We start from the raw sequence: 16,567 nt of genomic DNA on the forward strand, positions 1-16,567 counted from the left end.
ATCGGATCACCCCCACCACCACCAGACCCGACGCCGCAGCTCGAGACGGTCCCCGACCTCAGCAGCGACAACATGCAGCGGCCGAGGTCACGGCTCGGCCGGCAGTACGCCGCCCCCACCGGCGGCACCCTCCACCTGCACCTCGTCGAGTTCACCCCCACCTGAGACGTCGCATCCGCAGGGTCGCCCAGGGCAACACGGGTCACCACAGCCGTTCCCGGAGCCATCACGAACGCCGGAGCGATTGCTGCCAGCCGACCCTCGGCTGCTCACTTCCCGGCGTTCGTGAGCCGGACCAGGCAAGCGCCCTCACGCGCGAAGGGGACGAGGCCGACCACGACGTCGTCGACGCCGGACCGGTCGAGGGTTGCCTGCAGCATCTCTGCGTGCATCGTGCAGACAACCTCCGGGTGCCGGCGGGCGGAGCGGAGCACGGGGCACGTGCGCAGTGCGACGTCGCCGGTCGGGTCGACCTGGGGTGAGAAGCCGGCCGTCGTCAGCACCGAGACGACCTGGTCGACGGGGCGTGCTGCGGGCCTGCGACTGCCTCTGTCCCGTGCGTCGGGTTCGCTTGCAAGCTGGGCCGCCCAGTGACGGCCGATGGCCCGGGCGTGCACCTCTGCGTCGGGTGTCGTCGACAGGTGCTCCGCCATGGCGAGGACGAGCTCGTCGGTGGACACGGGCCGGGCGACGTTCACCGCGTCCACGACCAGGCGCCCCCGATCGGTCAGGCGGTGGCCGTGGGCCGGGCGTCCGCGCGCGCCGCTCTCGATGTCGACCCGCTCGACGAGGCCTGCGTCGACGAGGCGCCCCAGCTGCGCACGCGTGGAGTTCGGATGGCCGCCGAGGACCTCGGCGAGCTCGGCGATGGTGGCCGGTCCGCTGCTGGCGTCGCGCGTCGCCAGCGCCGAGAGCACCTTCTCGCGGGCGGCGGGGAGGTCGGGAAGGGGCACGGGACCGCTGCCCTCCGGTGCCGCGTCGAGGTGTCCGCGGGCAGGCAAGGGCATCCTCACTGGCGCGGGCGCGTTCCGTCGGCTATTTTCCACACTGGCAGTGTATTAAATAGTCGTCCCGCCCGCATCCCCGAGGAGCTCACGTGACCGTACCCACCCCCCTTCCCGTCTCCGACGTCAGCCAGCCCGGGTGCGCGTGCGGCTGCGTCGACAGCGGCGAGCCGGAGCTCGACGTCCGCCCGATCCCGCACGCCCTGCGGCACGCAACCGTCTTCGGCGCGCTGGGCGCCGTGTCGCCCGGTGGTTCGATGCGCCTCGTCGCGCCGCACGACCCGAAGCCGCTGTTGGCCCAGATCGCGGAGCGCGAGGGACCCGGCATCGAGGTGACCTACCTCGTGCGCGGCCCGGAGGCGTGGACCCTCCGGCTCACCCGCCACGCCTGAGCTCCTCACCGCCTCGACCCCTCAGCCCATGTCCCGCGGCGAGCAGCAGACGAGCACCCCACCGGCACAGCGCCCGGTGGTGGCCGACCTGCCCGGTCGCGGTGCGTGGGCGCTGCGCGACCACCCCACCACGCTGTGGCTGAGTGCCGCCCTCGTCGTGGCGGCGTTCGGGCGAGGTCTCCCCGCGGCCGACTGGCTCGTCATCCACCTCGTGCTGCTCGGGGCCGTGACCCACGCGGTCATGGTGTGGAGCACGCACTTCGCCCAGGCGCTGCTCAAGACGCCTCCCGGGCTCGACGACCGACGCCAGCAGGGGCGCCGGCTCGCCCTGCTCCTGCTCGGGTCGTCCCTCGTGCTCGTGGGTGTGCCGGCAGCCCTCTGGCCCGTGACCCTCGTCGGCGCGGCCTGCGCGGCGGCCTCCGTGACCTGGCACGGCATCGCGCTCTGGCGCCGGCTCCGATCCGCCCTCCCCGGCCGCTTCCGCGTGACCATCCGCTACTACCTCGCCGCCACGGCCTGCATGCCGGTCGGCGCGACCTTCGGAGTGCTGCTCGCACGGCACCCTGCGGACCCGTGGCACTCGCGGCTCATGGTCGCCCACTCGGTGACGATGGCGCTGGGGTGGCTCGGCCTCGTCGTGACCGGAACGCTCGTCACTCTGTGGCCGACGATGCTGCGGGCGCGCATGGACGAACGCGCAGAAACCCTTGCTCGACAAGCCCTTCCGGGCCTCCTGGCAGGCCTTGTCACCGCGGTGGGCGGCGCTCTGGCAGACCTGCGTGCGCTCGCCGTCATCGGACTCCTTGCGTATGCCGCCGGGCTCGCCTGGTGGGCCCGTGCCCTCATCGCCCCGGCCCGTCGCAGCGTGCCTCGCCGCTTCGCCACGGTCTCCGCAGCGTGCGCGCTCAGCTGGTTCCTCGCGAGCGTCATCACGGTGGCGGCCCTGCTGGCGCTGCAGCCCGACTGGACGAGCATCGGAGGCCGCTACGAGTCGGTTGCCGTGGCGCTGGCGGTCGGCTTCGCGCTGCAGCTCGTGCTGGCCGCCCTCAGCCATCTCGTCCCGAGCGTCCTCGGTGGCGGGCCGTCGGCGGTCCGGGCCGGCCTCGCCCGGTTCGAGGGAGGGGCGCCGACCCGGGTGGTCGGCCACAACCTCGGTCTGTTGCTCTTCCTCCTGCCGCTCCCGGACGCGACGCGCGCTGCCGCTGCCGTCGTCGTCGGCCTGTGCGTCGCGGCCTTCCTGCCTCTTACGGTGCTGGCGGTGCTGGCGTCCGTCCGGGCGCGGAAGGCGGCCGGGGCGGCCATCCCTGGTGCTCCGACCATGCGAATCAGCAAGCAGGAGAGGCCCTTCTGGTTTTCGCCCCAAGTGCCGGCAGCCATCTCGTGCCTGGCTCTGGTGGCCGTCGTCAGCATCGGTCTGGGCGGTGCGGCCGCAGGTGGGGGTCCCGCGGATGCCGTGGTCTCCACCGGCCACACGACCACCGTCCACGTGGTGGCGGAGGGGATGCACTTCACGCCGAGCTCGGTGGACGTCCCCCGCGGTGACCGACTCGTCATCCGGCTGTCCAACGCGGACCGCACGACCGCCCATGACCTCGTCCTCGCCGATGGGACGCGCACGCCTCGTCTCGCCCCCGGCGCCACTGCCGCGCTCGAGGTCGCGGTCGTCCGGGAGTCGATGGACGGCTGGTGCTCCGTGGTGGGGCACCGACAGATGGGCATGGTGCTCCACATCCGCACCGCAGGCGCCCCGGGCGCCACCGCGGACACCGGGGCCGGGACGCCACCGGCAGCCACCGGCACGATGCACGCTGACCACGAAGGGCTGTCTGCTGCCCCCACGCCGTTCGACCCAGCGCTCCCACCCCTGACGGCGGGGCGCACCCATCAGGTGACGCTCACGGTCGGAGAGGCGGAGCAGGAGGTCGCGCCGGGCCGGTGGCAGCGACGGTGGACGTTCAACGGCGCCTCGCCCGGGCCGACGCTCCACGGGCGCGTCGGTGACGTCTTCGAGGTCACGCTGGTCAACCACGCCACGATCGGGCACTCGATCGACTTCCACGCCGGGTCGCGCGCGCCCGACGAGGTGATGCGCACCGTGCCGCCGGGTGCGAGTCTGACCTACCGGTTCACGGCCACCCGGGCGGGCATCTGGCTGTACCACTGCTCGACGATGCCGATGTCCGCGCACCTCGCCGCCGGCCTCGTCGGGGCGGTCGTGATCGAGCCGCCCGAACTGCCCGCCGTCGAGCGCTCCTACGTGTTCGTCCAGTCGGAGATCTACCTCGGGACCAACAGCTCCAAGGGTTCGGCAGACGAGGTCGACGCCGCCAAGGCTGGGGCAGACACCCCGGACCTCGTCGCCTTCAACGGCGTGGCCGACCAGTACGACACGTCGCCGCTGCCGGCACAGGTCGGCCAGCGAGTTCGCTTCTGGGTGCTGGACGCCGGGCCGAACCGGGCGACGAGCTTCCACGTCGTCGGCGCCCAGTTCGACACGGCATACGCCGAGGGTGCCTGGCTGCTCCGGCCCGGCGCGTCCCGCGGCGGCAGCCAGTCGCTGTCGCTCGGCCCGGGCCAGGGCGGCTTCGTCGAGACCGTCTTCGACGAGCCCGGGCACTACCCCTTCGTCAGCCACGTCATGGCGGACGCCGAACGAGGGGCGCACGGCATCGTGCAGGTGCGCCCGTGACCACCACACACGATGGGACCAGCTGATGTGCAGCTACTGCGGGTGCGCCGACCTCGAGGTCATCGGACGGTTCATGGCCGAGCACGAGCACATCGTCAACCACCTCGGCGAGCTGCGCCGCTCCATCGACGACGAGCCCCGGCGGCGCGCAGCAGTGGACGGGCTCGCCGCACACCTCGACCCGCACGTCGCGGCGGAGGAGGTGGGCCTCTTCACCGTGCTGAGCCGCGACGAGCTCTTCACCGACCATATCAGTGGCCTCTGCGAGGAGCACCACGAGCTCGACGACCTGCTCGTGCGGATCGGGGCGGGACAGGTGGATCTCTTCCCTCGGTTCGAGCATCTCCTGCGCGAGCACATCGATCGCGAGGACAACGGGCTCTTTCCCGCCGCAGCAATCCATCTCGGCGGACCCGAGTGGGCCGAAGTCGAGTCCCTCACCCCATCCAGCGGAGGAGTGCCAGGTGAAAACTACATCGGGTCGTAGCCCTAGTCACACAGGTCACACCCGTGCCAAGGTGCAGGTGAAGGCGGCCCTGAGGGCTGCCTGTTGCAGCAACGGAGCGCAAGGGAGTGCGACCTGTGTCTGAGAGAACGTCCAAGGTGAACCGAGGGAGCGGCAGCCTGTCCGGGGCCGCGAGTCCCGGCATCGACGGCCCTGCCTCCTCGGCCCTGCTGAAGGCTGGCCGGTTCTTCACCCGGTGGGACGAGTCCGCTGACGGCAGAGCGGTTTTCAGGGAGGGCGGTCGAGCGGGCGACGTGTTTTACCGCGACCGCTGGAGCCACGACAAGGTCGTCCGCTCGACCCACGGGGTCAACTGCACCGGTTCCTGCTCGTGGAAGGTCTACGTCAAGGACGGGATCATCACGTGGGAGACGCAGCAGACCGACTACCCGTCCGTCGGCCCTGACCGGCCCGAGTACGAGCCGCGTGGTTGCCCGCGAGGTGCGGCCTTCTCCTGGTACACCTACTCGCCGACCCGGGTGCGCTACCCGTACGTGCGCGGTGTGCTGCTCGAGATGTACCGCGAGGCCAAGGCGCGGCTCGGCGACCCGGTCGCCGCGTGGCACGAGATCACGACCGATCCCGACAAGCGCCGCCGCTACCAGAGTGCCCGCGGCAAAGGCGGGCTCGTGCGTTCCTCGTGGGGCGAGGCCGTCGAGATCGCCGCCGCGGCCCACGTGCACACCATCAAGGAGTACGGCCCCGACCGCGTCGCCGGCTTCTCGCCGATCCCCGCGATGTCGATGGTCTCGCACTGCGTCGGCACCCGCTTCATCCAGCTCATCGGCGGCGTCATGACGAGCTTCTACGACTGGTACGCCGACCTTCCCGTCGCAAGCCCCCAGGTCTTCGGTGACCAGACCGACGTGCCCGAGTCGGGCGACTGGTGGGACGCGACCTACCTGATGATGTGGGGCTCCAACGTCCCCGTCACCCGCACGCCCGACGCCCACTGGATGGCCGAGGTCCGTTACCGCGGAACGAAGGTCGTCACCGTCAGCCCCGACTACGCCGACAACACGAAGTTCGCCGACGAGTGGATGCCCGCCCAGGCGGGAACCGATGCCGCGCTGGCGATGGCGATGGGGCACGTGCTGCTCAAGGAGTTCTTCGTCGACCGAGAGGTCGACTTCTTCACCGACTACGTGCGCACCTACAGCGACCTCCCCTTCCTCATCCGCCTCGAGCCCCACGAGGAGGCGTATGCCGCCGCCTCGGGCGACGGAGCGACGGCTCCCTGGGTGCCGGGCAAGTTCCTCACCGCCACCGACCTCGCCGCCGAGAGGAGTGCCGCTGCCGACGAGGACGCTTGGAAGACAGTGCTGCTCGACGAGTCGAGCGGTCAGCCGGTCGTGCCGAACGGCTCGATGGGCTTCCGCTACGCCGACTCGGGGAAGGGCCGCTGGAACCTCGACCTCGACGGGGTCAGGCCGGCGCTGACCATGACCGGGCCGGGGGCCGAGCAGGTCGAGGTGCTGCTGCCGGCCTTCCTCGAGCCCGACGGCTCGGGCTCGGTGCTGCGGCGAGGCGTGCCCGCCCGCCGCGTCGGGGGCCACCTCGTCACCACGGTCTTCGACCTCATGCTCGCGCAGTACGGCGTCGCGCGCGACGGGCTGCCGGGCGAGTGGCCCAGTGGCTACGACGACGTCGAGTCGCCCTACACCCCAGCCTGGCAGGCCGAGGTCACCGGCGTGTCGGCCGAGCAGTGCATCCGCATCGCCCGCGAGTTCGCGACGAACTCCGAGCAGTCGCAAGGCCGCTCGATGATCATCATGGGCGCCGGCATCTGCCAGTGGTTCCACGGCGACGCCACCTATCGCGCGATCCTCTCGCTCCTCATCCTCACCGGGTGCATGGGCCGCAACGGTGGTGGCTGGGCGCACTACGTCGGCCAGGAGAAGTGCCGGCCCATCACCGGGTGGATATCGCTGGCCAACGCGCTCGACTGGAGCCGACCGCCACGCACCATGACCGGCACGTCGTACTGGTACATGCACACCGACCAGTGGCGCAACGACGGCTACTCGGCCGACTCGCTGAACTCGCCTCTCGCCAGAGGTCATCTGGCTGGCAAGCACACCGCCGACACCATCGCGCAGTCCGCCCGGATGGGGTGGATGCCGTTCTACCCGCAGTTCGGCACCAACCCCCTGCAGGTGGCCGAGGACGCCCAGGCTGCCGTGGAGGCGGGCGCGGCGGCCAGCCCTGCGGCATACGTCGCCGGTGCCCTGCACGACGGGTCGTTGACCTCGGCCATCGAGGACGTCGACGCCCCGGAGAACTGGCCGCGCACCCTGGTGCTCTGGCGCAGCAACCTGATGGGTTCCTCGGCCAAGGGCAACGAGTACTTCCTCCGCAACCTGCTCGGCACCCACCACAACGTCCTCGGCAGCGAGAACCCCAACGCACCAAGGCCGTCCGAGGTGAAATGGCACGACGAGGCGCCCGAGGGCAAGCTCGACCTGCTCCTGTCGGCCGACTTCCGCATGACGTCGACGACGCTGCTCTCCGACATCGTGCTTCCGGCTGCGACGTGGTACGAGAAGCACGACCTCAGCTCGACCGACATGCACCCCTTCGTGCACGCCTTCACGCCCGCGATCGACCCGCCGTGGGAGGCCAAGAGCGACTTCGACCTCTTCCACCTGCTCGCCGAGAAGCTGTCCGACCTCGCCCGCACCCACCTCGGTGTGCGCAAGGACCTCGTCAGCGTGCCGCTCCTGCACGACACCGCCGGAGAGACGGCACAGCCGGGCGGGCGGGTGGTCGACTGGCGCGCCACGGATCAGCCCGGCACGCCGGGCAAGACGATGCCCGTCTTCCAGGTCGTCGAGCGCGACTACACCGCGATCGCCGAGAAGCTCGCCACGGTGGGCCCCCTTGCGGACAGCCTGGGCTTCACCGTCAAGAACGTCACGTTCCGGGTCGAGGAGGAGGTGGCGCGCCTCGCGGCCAAGAACGGCGTGATGCTCGGCGGCGCCGGTGACGGCCGGCCGGCCATCGACACCGACGAGAAGATGGCGGAGGCGATCCTCACCTTCTCCGGCACGACGAACGGCCACCTGGCCGTGCAGGGCTTCCGCACCCTCGAGGAGCGTGTCGGCAAGAAGCTCGCCGACCTGGCCGAGGGGTCGGAGGAGAAGCACGTCACCTTCGCCGACACGCAGAGCGCACCGGTCGCGGTCATCACCTCACCGGAGTGGTCGGGATCCGAGACGGGCGGCCGCCGCTACGCGCCGTTCACCGTCAACATCGAGCGCCTCAAGCCGTTCCACACCCTGACCGGTCGGATGCACTTCTACCTCGACCACGACTGGATGCAGGACCTCGGTGAGGCGCTGCCGATCTACCGACCACCCCTTGACATGCATCGCCTGTTCGGCGAGCCCAAGCTCGGACCCGACGGTTCGAAGCAGGTGACCGTCCGCTACCTCACCCCGCACAGCAAGTGGTCGATCCACTCGGAGTACCAGGACAACCTGCTCATGTTGTCGCTGTCCAGAGGTGGCCCGACCGTGTGGATGAGTCCCCAGGACGCCGGGTCCATCGACGTCAGCGACAACGACTGGGTCGAGTGCACGAACGCCAACGGCGTGCTCGTCGCACGCGCCATCGTCAGCCACCGGATGCCGGAGGGCGTCGTCTACGTCCACCACGCGCAGGAGCGCACCATCGACGTCCCGAAGTCCGAGGCGACCGGGCGGCGCGGCGGCATCCACAACTCCGTGACCCGCCTGCTGGTCAAGCCGACCCACCTCATCGGTGGCTATGCCCAGCTGTCCTACACCTTCAACTACCTCGGCCCCACCGGCAACCAACGCGACATGGTCTCGACGGTTCGCAAGCGCTCGCAGGAGGTGACGTACTGATGCGTGTCATGGCCCAGATGGGCATGGTCATGAACCTCGACAAGTGCATCGGCTGCCACACGTGCTCGGTCACGTGCAAGCAGGCGTGGACCAACCGCGCCGGCACCGAGTACGTCTGGTTCAACAACGTGGAAACCCGTCCGGGACAGGGCTACCCGCGTCGCTACGAGGACCAGGAGACGTGGCGAGGCGGCTGGACCCTCACGAGTCGCGGCAACCTCAAGCTCAAGGCCGGCGGCCGGGTGCAGAAGCTCCTCGGCATCTTCGCCAGCCCGGTGCAGCCGAAGCTCGCCGACTACTACGAGCCGTGGACCTACGACTATCAGACCCTCGTCGAAGCGCCCCTCGGCGACGACTTCCCGGTCGCCCGGCCGAAGTCGCTCATCACCGGAGAGAACACCAAGATCACCTGGTCGGCCAACTGGGACGACAACCTCGGCGGCACGAGCCAGCTCGGCCACCTCGACCCGATCGTCGAGAAGGTGCGGCGCGAGTCCGAGGACAAGATCCGCTTCGAGCTCGAGCAGACCTTCATGTTCTACCTGCCGCGCATCTGCGAGCACTGCCTCAACCCCTCGTGCATGGCGTCGTGCCCCTCCGGCGCGATCTACAAGCGCGAGGAGGACGGCATCGTCCTCGTGGACCAGGACCGCTGTCGCGGCTGGCGCCAGTGCATCACCGGCTGCCCGTACAAGAAGATCTACTTCAACCACAAGAGCGGCAAGGCCGAGAAGTGCACGTTCTGCTACCCGCGCATCGAGGTGGGCCTGCCGACGGTCTGCTCCGAGACCTGCGTGGGCCGGCTGCGCTACCTCGGCCTCTTCCTGTACGACGCCGACCGCGTCACGGCGGCCGCTGCGACACCCGACGAGGGTGACCTCTACGAGGCCCAGCTCGACCTCATGCTCGACCCCAGCGACCCCGAGGTCGTCGCGGCCGCCCGGCGCGACGGCATACCCGACGACTGGATGGATGCCGCCCGCCGGAGCCCCGTCTACGCGCTGGCGAAGAAGTACCGTGTCGCGCTCCCGCTCCACCCGGAGTACCGCACCATGCCGATGGTCTGGTATGTCCCACCGCTGTCGCCGGTCGTGGACCTGCTTGCGACGCAGGGCCATGACGCCGAGAGCAGCGACGTCCTCTTCGGGGCCATCGAGTCGCTGCGCATCCCCGTCGAGTACCTCGCCGAGCTCTTCACAGCCGGGCGCACAGATGTCATCACCGGCGTGCTGCGCAAGCTCGCCGCCATGCGCGCCTACATGCGTGACGTGTCGCTGGGCCGTGACGGCGACCCGTCGATCCCGGCCGCGGTGGGGCTCGACGAGGAGACCCTCTACGAGATGTACCGCCTCATGGCGATCGCGAAGTACGACGAGCGCTACGTCATCCCGACCGCGCACGTCGAGCGCGCCCACGAGCTCGAGGAGATCGGCTGCTCGCTCGACTACGACGAGGGCCCGGGCATGTACGAGTCCGGGCCGTTCGGCGAGGCGAGCGGTCGCCCCGCACCCGTCGCCGTGGAGACGTTCAACGCGCTCAAGCAGCGCCAGACCACCGACTCGGCCACCTCGGCCGAAGAGCTGCGCGGCCGGGTCAACCTCCTCAACTGGGACGGCAACGGCACGCCGCCGGGGCTGTTCCCCGGGAGCGAGCGCGCTGACGAGCGGGCGAACGAACCGGAGGTGGCGCCGTGATCGGTCTGCGCACCCGTCGCCAACGAGACGAGCGGCGCCACGGCCAGGACCACCGCGTCGTGCACCTCGTCGCCTCCCGTTGCTTCGACTACCCGAACGACGCCCTGGTGGCGGCTCTGCCGATGCTGCTGGACGCCCTTGCGGAGCATGCGGACTCGGCCGCGGCGGTCGAGCTCCTGTCGCTCGTCGAGCACCTCCGGTCGCAGCCGCTCGAGACCCTGCAGCGCGCCTACGTCGACACGTTCGACCTCAGCCGCAAGCACGCGCTCTACCTGTCCTACTGGACCGACGGCGACACCCGTCGACGCGGCGAGGTGCTGGGACGCTTCAAGACGGCATACCGGCGCAGTGGCTTCCTCGTCGACACCCACGGAGAGCTGCCCGACTACCTCCCGATGGTGCTCGAGTTCGCGGCCTGCGCCGATGCAGAGGCGGGGACTGCCCTGCTGCAGGAGTATCGCGCGAGCATCGAGCTGCTGCGGATCGCCTTGCAGGAGAAGCAGAGTCCGTATGCCGCGGCCGCCGTGGCCGTGTGCGCAACCCTCCCCGGCGAGTCCCCGGTCGATCGGGCAGCCGTCATGGCGATGGTCGGGATGGCCGGCCCGCAACCGTCCGAGAGCGTCGGCCTCGAGCCGTACGACCCGAGACTCCTTCCGCTGCAGCCGGTCTCGTCGAGCGCACCCGTGGAGGCACGGTCATGAGCACCTTCCTCTGGGGCGTGCTGCCCTACCTCTGCATCGCGAGCCTCGTCGGGGGCACCATCTGGCGCTACCGCTACGACAAGTTCGGCTGGACCACGCGCTCGTCGCAGCTCTACGAGTCGCGGCTGCTGCGCATCGGCTCGCCGCTCTTCCACTTCGGCATCCTGCTCGTCTTCATCGGGCACGTCGGTGGGCTCGTCATCCCCGAGTCGTGGACCGAGGCGGTGGGTGTCAGCGAGGGGCTGTACCACTTCAACGCGCTGCTCTTCGGGGGTCTCGCCGGGGTGTGCACCCTCGTCGGCATCCTCATCCTCGTCTACCGTCGCCGCCGCACCGGTCCCGTCTTCATGGCGACGACGAAGAACGACAAGCTGATGTACGTCTTCCTCGTGGCCGCCATCGTGCTCGGCCTCTGGACGACGCTCGTCAGCGTCGGCGCGGGCAGCGAGGCGCACAACTACCGCGAGACCGTGTCGCCCTGGTTCCGCTCCGTCTTCCTGTTCCAGCCGGACGTCGCGGCCATGGCGGCGGCGCCGGTCCAGTTCCACGTCCACGCGATCGTCGGCATGCTGCTCTTCGCGCTGTGGCCGTTCACCCGGCTCGTGCACGCCTTCACGGCACCGCTGCACTACCTCTTCCGCCCCTACATCGTCTACCGGTCCCGGGATGCACGGGGCACCGGTTCGCGCGCGAGCCGCCCGGGCTGGTCCGGTGTCGGCACGAGTGACCGCGAACGCCGTTGACCACCTCGAAACAACGCTCACAGGAGAACTCATGAGTGCCAGCACCACTGCCGCCTCGACGACCACGGCCCCTTTGACCGGCCACACCCGCAACCTCGCCCTCGCCACCTTCGCCTTCGCGGTGACGTTCTGGGCGTGGAACCTCATCGGCCCGCTCGGGGTGCGCTACACCCAGCAGCTGCAGCTGTCCGGCAGCCAGAAGGCGCTGCTCGTCGCCACGCCGGTGCTCGTCGGGTCGCTGGGCCGCATCCCCGTCGGGGCCCTCACCGACCGCTTCGGCGGACGCCTCATGTTCCCCGTCCTGACCTTGCTGTCGGTCCCGTTCGTGCTGCTCGTCGCACTCGCAGGCAACGTGAAGTCCTTCGCGCTGCTGCTCGTCTTCGGCTTCCTGCTGGGCATCGCCGGCACCACGTTCGCCGTGGGCATCCCCTTCGTCAACGCGTGGTTCGCCCCGGCGCGACGAGGGTTCGCCACCGGGGTCTTCGGCGCGGGGATGGGCGGCACCGCCCTCTCGGCCTTCTTCACGCCGCGCTTCGTCACGTGGTTCGGCTACACGGCGACGCACGTGATCATGGCCCTCGCCCTGGTCGCGACCGCCGCGATCTGCTGGTTCGGCATGCGCAACTCGCCGGTGTGGAGGCCGAACACCGACCCGGTCGTGCCCAAGCTCGCCGCAGCCCTGAAGCTGCCGGTCACGTGGCGCATGTCGTTCCTGTACGCCGTCGCGTTCGGTGGGTTCGTCGCCTTCTCCACCTACCTGCCGACCTACCTCAAGGACGTCTACTCGTTCGACCTGACGGCGGCCGGCACGCGCACGGCCGGCTTTGCCATCGCGGCCGTGGTCGCCCGCCCGCTCGGCGGCATCCTCAGCGACCGCATCGGCCCGCGGTCGGTGCTCGCCATCTCGCTCGCCGGCACCGCTGCTCTCGCCGTCGTGCTCGCGCTCCAGCCGCCCCTCGAGTGGCCCGCGGGGATCTCGTTCGTGGCGATCGCCTTCTTCCTCGGCCTCGGCACCGGCGGCGTGTTTGCGTGGGTGGCCCGGCTCGCCCCACCGGAGCGTGTCGGCACCGTCACCGGGCTCGTCGGCGCCGCCGGCGGTCTCGGCGGCTACTTCCCGCCGCTCGTCATGGGCGCGACCTACCAGAAGGTCTTCGGCGGCTACGGTTTCGGCCTGGCGCTGCTCTGCCTCGTCGCGCTCGGTGCCCTCGCCTTCACCCTCGTCGGGATGCGCGAGCGCCGCGCCACCGCGTGACCGCCCACAGAGGACGTATGCCGTCCGCCTTGGTGGGCGACGGCATACGTCCTCTGGAATGTCCGAGCACCCGGGGCAGCCTCCGGACCAAGTCGAGTGCTCGGTTCCCGACGACGGTTGCGCACCGGCGCTGACCCTCAGCGCGGCACCACGTAGCGCGGCTCGGTGAAGCCGTTCGGGTCCTTGACCGCGAGCGGTGGCTGCGCTTGCGTGCAGGCCATCGCCAGGGTGCATCGCTGGAGCGTGTTGCGCGTGGCGGGCGACACCGGCGTGGACGTGTTGCGCGAGATGACGAAGGTCGACTCGTCGGCCTCGAGGTGCCAGCTCCAGCCGGACACGAGGTGGGCTTGGTCTCCGCCCACGACCACGCGGCCGTCGCTGACCCGCACGACCCCCGCACTGAACCAGAACCCGCCGTCGACGTAGTGCGACCCGACGAGGTAGGTGCCGCGGCTCGAGAACGCCGTCGGCTGGAACATCGACGGGTTGCCCTTTTGCCCGCAGCGCTCGATCGTCTTCGGGAAGCCCGGCCGCGTCAGGTCTACGACGGCCCAGCAGAAGTCCTCGAAGGTGTCGCTGGCGACGGTCCACGACAGGGCTGCCCGGGTGCGGTCGGCCGAGACCGCCACCACGTGCGCCGGGAGCTTGCGGGCGGCACCGGTGGAGAGGTTCCACTCGAGCGAGCCCTGGGTCTCGTCACCGTTGAGGTACGCGACGTCACCGACGACGGCGCCCGCCTCGCGCGGGTCCTGTCGTTGCGCCACCACCGTCCCATCCGCGGCATAGACGGTGACCGCGTTCGACGTCCCGCTCTTGACGAGCACCCTGGTGGCCTCCGGTGATACGACGTACGCGCCTCCCTCGCCGAGAGCGCGGACCGTCTTCCCGTCCGGTCTCAGGATCTCGAGATCGGTGCCGGCGTTGGGTGTCGAGAGGTGCGACTGGAGCACGAAGCCGCCGTTCGCCAGCACGGCGAAGCTCTCGACCACGGTCCCCTTCCGGAGGTGGACGACCACGTCGGCGGCCCGGATGGTGTCATCGACGGCATACGTGTTGGAGCGCGTCCACGCCGAGGAGAACCACCCGGTCGGTGAAGGCGACGCCGTGGGGTGCGCCGGCACAGGACCCGAGCCCCGGCCAGACCAGAGGTTCGGAACCGCGATGGCGATGGCGGTGACGGCAACCACAGCGCCGACAAGAGCGCGGTTGCGCTGGTCGCGCCGGTGCTTGGCGATGGCGACGGGGCCGAAGTCGCCTGGCACCTCGACGCGGTCTGCCTCCTGCCGCAGCAGGGTCTGGAGCTCGTGCTCCCGGTCGTGGGTGTTCACGGCGTGACCTCCTTCATCGTGCTGCGCAGCGACCGGATCGCGCGGCTCGTGTGGCTCTTGACGGTGCCGACGGAGCATCCGAGGACCTCCGCGGTCTGGGCCTCGCTGAGGTCCTCGTAGAAGCGCAGGACGACCGCGGCCCGCTGCTGCGGTGCCAGGGAGCGCACGTGCGCCCACAGCTCGCTGTCGTATGACGGCACGTCGACGCCGGCCGGGTCGATGACGCGGATCAGCTCGCTGTCGGTGCGCTCGTGGTGGCGCCACGCGCGCCGCCACCACGACGTGTGCTCGTTGACCATGATCTTGCGGACGTACGCGTCCGGGGACTCGAGGACGCTGATGCGGTCCCACTTCGCGTACGCCTTCGCGAGGGCCGACTGGACGAGGTCCTCGGCGGCATACGGCTCGCCAGTGAGCAGGTAGGCGAAGCGGGCGAAGGACTTCTGGCGCGCCCTCACGTAGGACGTGAAGTCCGCTTCGCGATCGATGGTTCCCACTGGACACCCCCTGGGCCGGCGTGGATGGACGCACTCTCAACGCGGTGAGTGGGCGTCGAGGTTGTCGTCGAGCCGGGCGATCTCCTCCCAGTGTCCTGCGACCTGGCACGGAGGGTGCAGTCTTGGCGGATGATCTACCACCTGGCCGAAGAGGCCGACTGGCAGCAGGCGCGCCGCGACGGCAGCTACACGCGGTCGACGCGAGGGGTCTCGCTCGACGAGGAGGGCTTCATCCACGCGTCGTCGGCCGAGCAGTGGCCTGTCGTGCGATCGCGCTTCTACGCCGACGTCGCCGAGCCGCTCGTGCTCCTGCACATCGACCAGTCACGCCTCACGTCGAAGGTCGTGCACGAGGTCGGCGACCCGGCCACGGGCGAGACCTTTCCGCACGTCTACGGCCCGATCGACGTCGACGCCGTCGTCGACACCACCGTGCTCGACCCCCCGCACGGCTGATCCCTCACCCCGTCGAGACGCCACGTGTGGCCGGGTCCCGTCTGTCGATCGGCCGGCGTATGCCGTCGGGTCGGCTCAGTCGGGGCGGATGCGTCCGCGCCCGGACTTGACCTCGCCGCGGCGCTTCTTGCCGTCGAGCCGCCGCTGCTGGGAGCCGCGGGTCGGTCGGGTGGCGCGACGCGTGGCCGGCGGCGGAGCGAGCGCCGCACGCAGCAGCTCCGCCAGTCGCTCGCGAGCGGCGGCGCGGTTGCGCAGCTGAGATCGGTGCTCGCTCGCCACCACTGTGACCCGGCCCCCGACCAGGCGGTGGCCGAGGGCTGCGGTCGCCCGCTCACGCTGCTTCTCGGTGAGCGCCGTCGACGAGCCCGGCTCGTAGACGAGCTCGACGCGGCTGTCCGTCGTGTTCACGCCTTGGCCGCCGGGGCCCGAGGAGCGGCTGAAGCGCTCGACCAGTTCGGCGGCAGGGATGACGAGGCCGCGCCGCAGACCGGGGCCCGGGGCGATGACGAGGTCTGCGCCGGGCTCGTTCACACCCTCATTGTGCCGAGCCCCGACGCCTGACCTGCCGCAAAGAATGGCCTTTCGATTGCCGAGAGACCGCAAAGATTGGCCTCTCGACGGTTGAAGGGGGGAGGGGGAGGGGAGGGGAAGCGGGTCAGCGTGGGGGCATGCGGAGGGCGCCGTCGAGGCGGATGACCTCGCCGTTGAGCATCGGGTTGTCGACGATGTGGCGCACGAGCGAGGCGTACTCGACGGGGTTGCCGAGCCGCGAAGGGTGCGGCACCTGCTTCTCGAGGACCTCCTTCACCTCGCTGGGCAGCCCGGCGAGCATCGGCGTCTCGAAGGTGCCGGGAGCGATCGTCATGACGCGGATCGCCTTGTCTGCCAGGTCTCGTGCGGCCGACAGCGTGAGACCGACGATGCCGCCCTTGCTCGCGGCATACGCGGCCTGGCCGATCTGTCCGTCGAAGGCGGCGATGCTGGCGGTGTTGACGATGACGCCGCGGTCGCTGTCGACCGGCTGGTTGCCGAGCATCGCGGCTGCCGCAAGACGCATGACGTTGAACGACCCGACGAGGTTGATGTCGATGACGGTCTTGAAGGTGTCGAGGGCGAGCGGACCGCCGCGGCCGATGACGCGGCCCGGGGTCGCCACGCCGGCGCAGTTCACCGCGATGCGCAGCTCGCCGAGTGAGGTGGCCTTGTCGATCGCGGCCTGGACCTGCGCCTCGTCGCGCACGTCGGCAGCGACGAAGTGCGCGCTGCCGGCGCGCTGGGCCGCGAGCTCCTCGACGAGAGCCGGGGCCGTGGACCCCTCGAGGTCGATGATGACGACGGTGGCGCCGTCGGCAACGAGTCGACGGGCGGTGGCCCCGCCGAGACCGGAGCCGCCCCCGGTGATGACGGCGACGGTGGACGAGTTCAGCTGCATGGCAA

14 protein-coding genes are annotated in these 16,567 nt (G+C 70.4%); 9 read left to right on the forward strand and 5 right to left on the reverse strand.

Annotated features, from left to right (window positions below):
* Positions 1-269 precede the first annotated feature (269 nt).
* Positions 270-1,001 carry a helix-turn-helix transcriptional regulator gene (locus tag AB4091_RS00710; protein ID WP_442289811.1) on the reverse strand — a complete coding sequence of 244 codons (732 nt, stop codon included), beginning with the start codon at positions 999-1,001 and terminating at the stop codon, positions 270-272.
* 95 nt (positions 1,002-1,096) lie between these two features.
* Between AB4091_RS00710 and AB4091_RS00715 the strand changes: the two genes are divergently transcribed.
* The 8 genes from AB4091_RS00715 to AB4091_RS00750 all read left to right on the forward strand — a co-directional run bounded on the left by AB4091_RS00715 (position 1,097) and on the right by AB4091_RS00750 (position 12,849).
* Positions 1,097-1,396 carry a DUF2249 domain-containing protein gene (locus AB4091_RS00715; protein WP_442289812.1) on the forward strand — a complete coding sequence of 100 codons (300 nt, stop codon included), beginning with the start codon at positions 1,097-1,099 and terminating at the stop codon, positions 1,394-1,396.
* Between the two features lie 28 nt (positions 1,397-1,424).
* Complete coding sequence (locus AB4091_RS00720) at positions 1,425-4,085, forward strand: multicopper oxidase domain-containing protein (protein ID WP_442289813.1); 2,661 nt, start codon at positions 1,425-1,427, stop codon at positions 4,083-4,085.
* Between the two features lie 25 nt (positions 4,086-4,110).
* Positions 4,111-4,572 (forward strand): hemerythrin domain-containing protein, encoded by a 462-nt coding sequence (locus tag AB4091_RS00725; protein ID WP_442289814.1) that lies wholly within the window; start codon positions 4,111-4,113, stop codon positions 4,570-4,572.
* A gap of 137 nt (positions 4,573-4,709) precedes the next feature.
* The gene (locus tag AB4091_RS00730) at positions 4,710-8,459 is read left to right on the forward strand and encodes a nitrate reductase subunit alpha (RefSeq protein WP_442290288.1); all 3,750 of its coding nucleotides are present in this window, start codon (positions 4,710-4,712) and stop codon (positions 8,457-8,459) included.
* Positions 8,459-10,153, forward strand: a complete 1,695-nt coding sequence (gene narH, locus AB4091_RS00735) for a nitrate reductase subunit beta (RefSeq protein WP_442289815.1) — start codon at positions 8,459-8,461, stop codon at positions 10,151-10,153. The genes AB4091_RS00730 and narH overlap by 1 nt, the downstream gene beginning before the upstream one ends.
* Entirely contained in the window at positions 10,150-10,854 is a 705-nt protein-coding gene (narJ, locus tag AB4091_RS00740) for a nitrate reductase molybdenum cofactor assembly chaperone (protein WP_442289816.1), read from the forward strand. Before narH ends, narJ begins: the two co-directional genes overlap by 4 nt.
* On the forward strand, positions 10,851-11,597 hold the full coding sequence (gene narI, locus AB4091_RS00745) for a respiratory nitrate reductase subunit gamma (RefSeq protein WP_442289817.1): 747 nt from the start codon (positions 10,851-10,853) through the stop codon (positions 11,595-11,597). Before narJ ends, narI begins: the two co-directional genes overlap by 4 nt.
* Before the next feature lie 31 nt (positions 11,598-11,628).
* Entirely contained in the window at positions 11,629-12,849 is a 1,221-nt protein-coding gene (locus AB4091_RS00750) for an MFS transporter (RefSeq protein ID WP_442289818.1), read from the forward strand.
* 137 nt (positions 12,850-12,986) lie between these two features.
* On the opposite strand, the gene AB4091_RS00755 is transcribed toward AB4091_RS00750, so the two are convergent.
* Positions 12,987-14,177 carry a hypothetical protein gene (locus AB4091_RS00755; protein WP_442289819.1) on the reverse strand — a complete coding sequence of 397 codons (1,191 nt, stop codon included), beginning with the start codon at positions 14,175-14,177 and terminating at the stop codon, positions 12,987-12,989.
* Entirely contained in the window at positions 14,174-14,674 is a 501-nt protein-coding gene (locus AB4091_RS00760; RefSeq protein ID WP_442289820.1) for a SigE family RNA polymerase sigma factor, read from the reverse strand. The genes AB4091_RS00755 and AB4091_RS00760 overlap by 4 nt, the downstream gene beginning before the upstream one ends.
* Before the next feature lie 129 nt (positions 14,675-14,803).
* On the opposite strand from AB4091_RS00760, the gene AB4091_RS00765 reads away from it, so the two are divergent.
* Positions 14,804-15,130 carry a DUF952 domain-containing protein gene (locus tag AB4091_RS00765; protein ID WP_442289821.1) on the forward strand — a complete coding sequence of 109 codons (327 nt, stop codon included), beginning with the start codon at positions 14,804-14,806 and terminating at the stop codon, positions 15,128-15,130.
* A gap of 75 nt (positions 15,131-15,205) precedes the next feature.
* Here AB4091_RS00765 and arfB read toward each other — a convergent pair whose 3' ends face one another.
* Positions 15,206-15,661 carry an alternative ribosome rescue aminoacyl-tRNA hydrolase ArfB gene (arfB, locus tag AB4091_RS00770; RefSeq protein WP_442289822.1) on the reverse strand — a complete coding sequence of 152 codons (456 nt, stop codon included), beginning with the start codon at positions 15,659-15,661 and terminating at the stop codon, positions 15,206-15,208.
* 124 nt (positions 15,662-15,785) lie between these two features.
* Entirely contained in the window at positions 15,786-16,562 is a 777-nt protein-coding gene (locus tag AB4091_RS00775) for an SDR family NAD(P)-dependent oxidoreductase (RefSeq protein WP_442289823.1), read from the reverse strand.
* Between the last annotated feature and the right edge of the window lie 5 nt (positions 16,563-16,567).

This window comes from Terrabacter sp. 2RAF25, assembly GCF_052115265.1.
Taxonomy (GTDB): domain Bacteria; phylum Actinomycetota; class Actinomycetes; order Actinomycetales; family Dermatophilaceae; genus Terrabacter.

What these genes read in the sequence shown, in the direction of transcription:
- AB4091_RS00720 (WP_442289813.1), top strand. Translation starts at nt 1,425, where the DNA reads ATGTCCCGCGGCGAGCAGCAGACGAGCACCCCACCGGCACAGCGCCCG.
- AB4091_RS00725 (WP_442289814.1), top strand. Translation starts at nt 4,111, where the DNA reads ATGTGCAGCTACTGCGGGTGCGCCGACCTCGAGGTCATCGGACGGTTC.
- narH (WP_442289815.1), top strand. Translation starts at nt 8,459, where the DNA reads ATGCGTGTCATGGCCCAGATGGGCATGGTCATGAACCTCGACAAGTGC.
- narI (WP_442289817.1), top strand. Translation starts at nt 10,851, where the DNA reads ATGAGCACCTTCCTCTGGGGCGTGCTGCCCTACCTCTGCATCGCGAGC.
- AB4091_RS00750 (WP_442289818.1), top strand. Translation starts at nt 11,629, where the DNA reads ATGAGTGCCAGCACCACTGCCGCCTCGACGACCACGGCCCCTTTGACC.
- AB4091_RS00765 (WP_442289821.1), top strand. Translation starts at nt 14,804, where the DNA reads ATGATCTACCACCTGGCCGAAGAGGCCGACTGGCAGCAGGCGCGCCGC.
- AB4091_RS00775 (WP_442289823.1), bottom strand. Translation starts at nt 16,562, where the DNA reads ATGCAGCTGAACTCGTCCACCGTCGCCGTCATCACCGGGGGCGGCTCC.